Genomic DNA, 4,611 nt, shown 5'->3' on the forward strand with positions numbered 1-4,611 from the left:
CCCCGTGGCTGTCCGCAGGACTTTCGGGAAGGGGCGGGGAGGGGAACTAAAGGCTGCGCCACTCCCACCGCATCGTCGCCTCCAACGGCTCGATCGGCGTGACAAGCCGCGGCAGCGTATTGAGCCCGTTGGGCGGCCCCGTCTGCGGCTCGACGCACACCGCCTCGACCTGCTCGTCGTACACCACGACCCACGCCGAAGGACTCGTCACCTTCAACTCCAGCTGCCCCGGCCACGTCAACGTGACCGCCACCCCGTCCGGCATACCGAAGCAGTCGTCCCACGGACCGGGCAGCGGGTCGACCCGCTCACCCGTGGGCAGGTGGTCCGCGCCGCGCACCTCCTGCCACGCCGCGTCGAAGTCGATCCGCACATCGTCCGCACCGAGGTTCCGCTGGAACCACGGATGCCAGCCGAGCTGCGCCGGGAAGGAATCCGCGTACGTCTCGAGCCCCATCCGCACCGTCAGGGAGTCCTCGGCGAGCTCGAAGACCTGCGTGACCCGGCCCGCGTACGGCCACGGCTCGACCAGGTCGTACGTGAACACCGCCGCCCCGTCGCCGCCCCGCGACCGCCGCCAGGCCTGGTCGCGGACGGTGCCGTGGATGGCGTGCGGCGGGTTGTTCACGGGCAGCTGGTGCAGCCGGCCGCCGTTGCGGAACTGCCCGTTCTCGGTACGGCCGCACCACGGGGCCATCGGGAAGGAGCCGTAGTGGTCGCCCTGCCGCAGCACCTCGGTGCCGCCGATGCGGAGGCTCCCGATCCGGCAGCCGTTGCCGCCCTGCACCGTCAGTTCCGCATCGCCCGCGACCAGGGTCGCCGTGTCCTGTGTCATCACGGTCCGACCCTAGGTCCTCGCTACTTGCGGCGGCGCAGTACCCGGCTGACGACGATCGCCGAGGCGACGACCACGGCCGCGGCGGGGGCCGCCCAGCGCAGGGTGTCGCCGGCGGTCGAGGACTGCGGGGCGGGCACCGGTGCGTACCGGCCGCGCGGTGGCGCGTGGTCGACCTCTTCGGCGCTGCGCCCGATCATCGTGCGCCGGGCGTGCGCGGCCTCGGCGGGCGGCGCGATGAACGACTCGTCCCCGGCGTCCTGGTGGAACGGGTCCGGCACGGAGGGCGGCACGTCGACCGGCTCCTCGGGCGACACGTCCTGCGTCACCTCGTCCGTCTCCTCGTGCGTCTCCTCGTGCGGCGGAGGCGTGTCAAGCAGGTCCCGGTCCGCGTCCGTACGGGCGTCCGGCGCGGGCTCGGCCACGTCATCGGCCACGTCCCCGCTCACGCCGCCGGCCACCTCCTCGGCCACCGCCCCCGCGAGGTTCTCCGAGAAGCGGCTCAGCAGCCGTCGTACCGCCGTTTCCACCGCAGCCGCGTCCAGCTCCGCGACCCGGCCTTCGCCCTTGCCCGTACCGGAGTACACCAGGCGCGTCCCGTCGGCCTCCGCCAACAGCCGTACGCGGACGGTGAGTTCGACCGCGCCGCCGCCGCGGGCCTCCGTGGCCTCGCCGGTGATCGTGAAGGCCGGTTCGGGGGCCGAGGTGTCCTCGGTGACCGCGAGCGCGCCCCGGTAGGTGATCGTGTGGCCCGCGATCCGCACCTTGAGGCGGCCCGACAGGGGCCCGGCCCCTTCGTTGGCATCGCGTTGGAGCCCCGGGATGCCGCGGGCGACGCGGACCGCGTCCCCGAGCGCCCGCCGCAGGGGCTCTGCTTCCATCGGAACGAACACCTCATGCTCCATGTCAGCCGAGCCTACCCACGCGCGTCCGGCCCGCACCCCCGTATCCCGCACATCGGTACGCCGCCGGAGGGCTCAGGGCCGTTCCGCGTACCGGGGGTGCACCAGGGTGGAGGGGGCGAGTCCGGGGACGCGGGTGCGTTCCGCCGCGCGGGCGCCCGTGGCGAGGGCGGCCGGGGTGAGCCCGCGGCGCGCGGGGCGGTCGTCGAGGCCGAGCTCGGGCCGGTCGCGGGCGGCGAGCAGGAAGCCGCGGTCGGTGGCGGCGGACCCGCCCGGCACCCGGTACGCGGCGGTGCGCAGACCGGCGGCGCGCAGGCCCGCGTCGACCGTCCAGTACGCCTTCGGCCTGCTGGTCGGACCGGCGTGCACGACGATCCGGCCGCCGGGTGCGAGGGCGCGGGCGGCGAGGCCGTAGAACTCCTGGGAGTAGAGCTTCGCGGACTCGGTGATGCCGGGGTCGGGCAGATCCGAGACGATCACGTCGTACACCGGGGCCCGGGTCCCGCGCAGCAGCCGGAAGGCGTCACCGGTCAGGACCCGCACCCGGTGATCGCGGAACGCGTGCCCGTTGAGGGCGCTGAGCGCGGGGTCGGTGCGGGCCAACTCGACGACGCCCGAGTCGAGTTCGGCCACGTCGACCTGGCGCACACCGGAGTGCCGGAGCACCTCGCGCGCGGCCAGGCCGTCGCCGCCGCCGAGGACGAGGACGCGGGCGTGCGGGCCGCGCATCGCGGGGTGCACGAGGGCCTCGTCGTACCGTCTGTCGCCGTGGCCGCCGGCCCGCGGCCGCCCGTCGAGGTAGAGCCCGAGGTCGTCCCGGCCGCCGCCGGTGAGGACGATCTCCTGGACGTCGGTGCGGAGCGCGACCCGGACGTCCGCGCCGTACATCGTGTGCCGCGCGGCGCGTTCGAAGCCGCCGACGCCCGCCGCGAGGGTGCCGAGCAGCACGAGGACGGCGAGGTTGGCGGCGAGCAGCGCGCGGCGGGCGCGCGGGCTCAGGTCGTGCCGGAACAGCCACAGGACGAGGGCGCCGCCCGCCACCGCGTTGACGGCGCCGGTGATCAGCGCACCCGTCAACTGGCCGAGCAGCGGAAGCAGCAGGAACGGGAAGGCGAGGCCGCCGACGAGCGCGCCCACGTAGTCGGCGGCGAAGAGGTCGGCCACCGCGCCGTCCGCGTCCTGGCGTCTGACGCGCTGGATGAGGGTCATCAGGAGCGGCACCTCGGCGCCGATCAGTACGCCGATGGCCAGCGAGAACGTGACGAGCAGGAGCCGGGTGGAGCCGCCCCAGACGAAGCCGCCGTACAGCACCATCGCGCTGCAGCCGCCGACCAGGGCGAGGGCCGCCTCGACGGCGCCGAACGCGGCGGCGGCGCGGCAGCGGAGCCTCTTGGCGAGCAGCGAGCCGACGCCCATCGCGAAGACCATCACGGAGAGGACGAGGGACGCCTGGGTGACGGAGTCCCCCGTCAAGTACGAGGCGAGGGCGACCAGTTCGAGTTCGTAGACCAGTCCGCAGGCCGCGCAGACGAAGGCGCCGACGAGGACGAGGAGCCGGCCCGCGCGGGGCGAGACGGGCAGCACCGCCGTGCCCTGCGCGCCCCTGCGTGGCGGGGCTGCGGGCGGCACGGAGAGCGGCGACTCGATCACGCCTGGAACGCTACGTCACCACGTGTGCGCGCTCTGTCACCCACACGTGTGCAAAGCGAGGCGAACGTCGGGCGCGCGGCGGTGTGCTGCCGGAGCCCGGGTGGTGGTGCGGTACCGCGCCACCACCCGGGCGGCGGGTCAGACGGGGAGTGGGGCGGGCAGTCGGGCGCCGACGCGGGTGCGGGTCGCGACGAGCTGCCCTTCCTGCGGGTAGGCGTGCCAGGTGCGCCAGTGCACATGGCCCTCGTGACGCTGCACGAGGAGTGCGGTGAACGCGTGCGGGCTGCCGGGGAAGACGCCCGCGAGACCGTTGGGATGGTCGGCGACCAGGGCGATCAACTCCTGGGCGCGGCCCGCGAAGGAGCCGCTCGACATGGTCTCCACGCGGGCGGCGAACTCGTAGTCCCAGTCGCCGACGCGTTTGGCGACGCCGAGCGGGAGCGGGGTGCTGCTGCCGGGGATACAGGCGACGGTCTCCGAGCAGGTGCCGTCGTCGCGTTCGAGGAGGACCTGGTGTGAGGCCCCGAGGAGCCTCAGCTGCACCTTCGCGTCGTCGAGTTCGAGGTCGAGGGCGGCGAGCGCGGGCAGTGGCTCGCGCCCGAGGGCCCAGGCGAGGTCGTCGGCGCGGGTGTCGGTGTAGGAGGTCTGAAGGGTCGTGAGCATGGGGTCGGCTCCGGGGCATACGTGGAGGCGGTTGAGCCTGGGCGTCCTGCGAGATGCACCGGAAGGCGCACCGGAGAGGGGGTTCGCCGGCTTACGGCCCACGAGTCTGGCGAGGGCTGCGTCGATGGATAAGAGGGAATCATGAACGCACCCGTCGGCACAGCGTTTTTGCCCAACTTCGTAGGGTTTCCATCCCCTCGGGTGGTCCCACAGTTCAACTGTTCTGCACTCTTCGACCAGCCCTGCGACCGTGCGTCAACGACTTGGCGCCCGACGGGAGTTGCTTCCGTCGGACGCCAGGACAGGGTTGCCATCGGTGCGGTATGGGCGGTCGGTGCGGATCAGCTGCCCCGTGTCAGCCGCTTCCGCTCAGCCGCCTCCGCTCAGCCGCTTCCGCCGCCGGTGCCCTTGCCGCGCGGACGGGTGGCGGTCACCGCCGCCCCCAGCAATCCCACGATGAAGACCGCGACGACGGCTGCGCAGACGATGCCGACGACCATGGCCCTCACCCCCCTTCATCTCCCCCGGGTCACGCACTGCTGTGCGTGACCCGGGGATTCC

At 73.7% G+C, this 4,611-nt stretch carries 4 protein-coding genes; all 4 read right to left on the reverse strand.

The window, feature by feature from the left end; all coding sequences use genetic code 11:
* Positions 1–46: 46 nt before the first annotated feature.
* The gene (locus tag GUY60_RS34845) at positions 47–835 is read right to left on the reverse strand and encodes an aldose epimerase family protein (RefSeq protein WP_161705268.1); all 789 of its coding nucleotides are present in this window, start codon (positions 833–835) and stop codon (positions 47–49) included.
* Between the two features lie 23 nt (positions 836–858).
* On the reverse strand, positions 859–1,716 hold the full coding sequence (locus GUY60_RS34850) for an SRPBCC domain-containing protein (protein ID WP_246236036.1): 858 nt from the start codon (positions 1,714–1,716) through the stop codon (positions 859–861).
* 96 nt (positions 1,717–1,812) lie between these two features.
* Positions 1,813–3,387 (reverse strand): polyamine aminopropyltransferase, encoded by a 1,575-nt coding sequence (locus GUY60_RS34855; protein ID WP_161705263.1) that lies wholly within the window; start codon positions 3,385–3,387, stop codon positions 1,813–1,815.
* Positions 3,388–3,525: 138 nt separating this feature from the next.
* Positions 3,526–4,050 (reverse strand): DUF2617 family protein, encoded by a 525-nt coding sequence (locus GUY60_RS34860; protein WP_161705266.1) that lies wholly within the window; start codon positions 4,048–4,050, stop codon positions 3,526–3,528.
* Positions 4,051–4,611: the final 561 nt, after the last annotated feature.

Source organism: Streptomyces boluensis, assembly GCF_009908195.1.
Classification (GTDB): Bacteria; Actinomycetota; Actinomycetes; order Streptomycetales; family Streptomycetaceae; genus Streptomyces; species Streptomyces boluensis.

Excerpts from the sequence above, each read along its gene's own strand:
- GUY60_RS34860 (WP_161705266.1), bottom strand. The coding sequence starts at position 4,050 with ATGCTCACGACCCTTCAGACCTCCTACACCGACACCCGCGCCGACGAC.
- GUY60_RS34850 (WP_246236036.1), bottom strand. The coding sequence starts at position 1,716 with ATGGAAGCAGAGCCCCTGCGGCGGGCGCTCGGGGACGCGGTCCGCGTC.
- GUY60_RS34845 (WP_161705268.1), bottom strand. The coding sequence starts at position 835 with ATGACACAGGACACGGCGACCCTGGTCGCGGGCGATGCGGAACTGACG.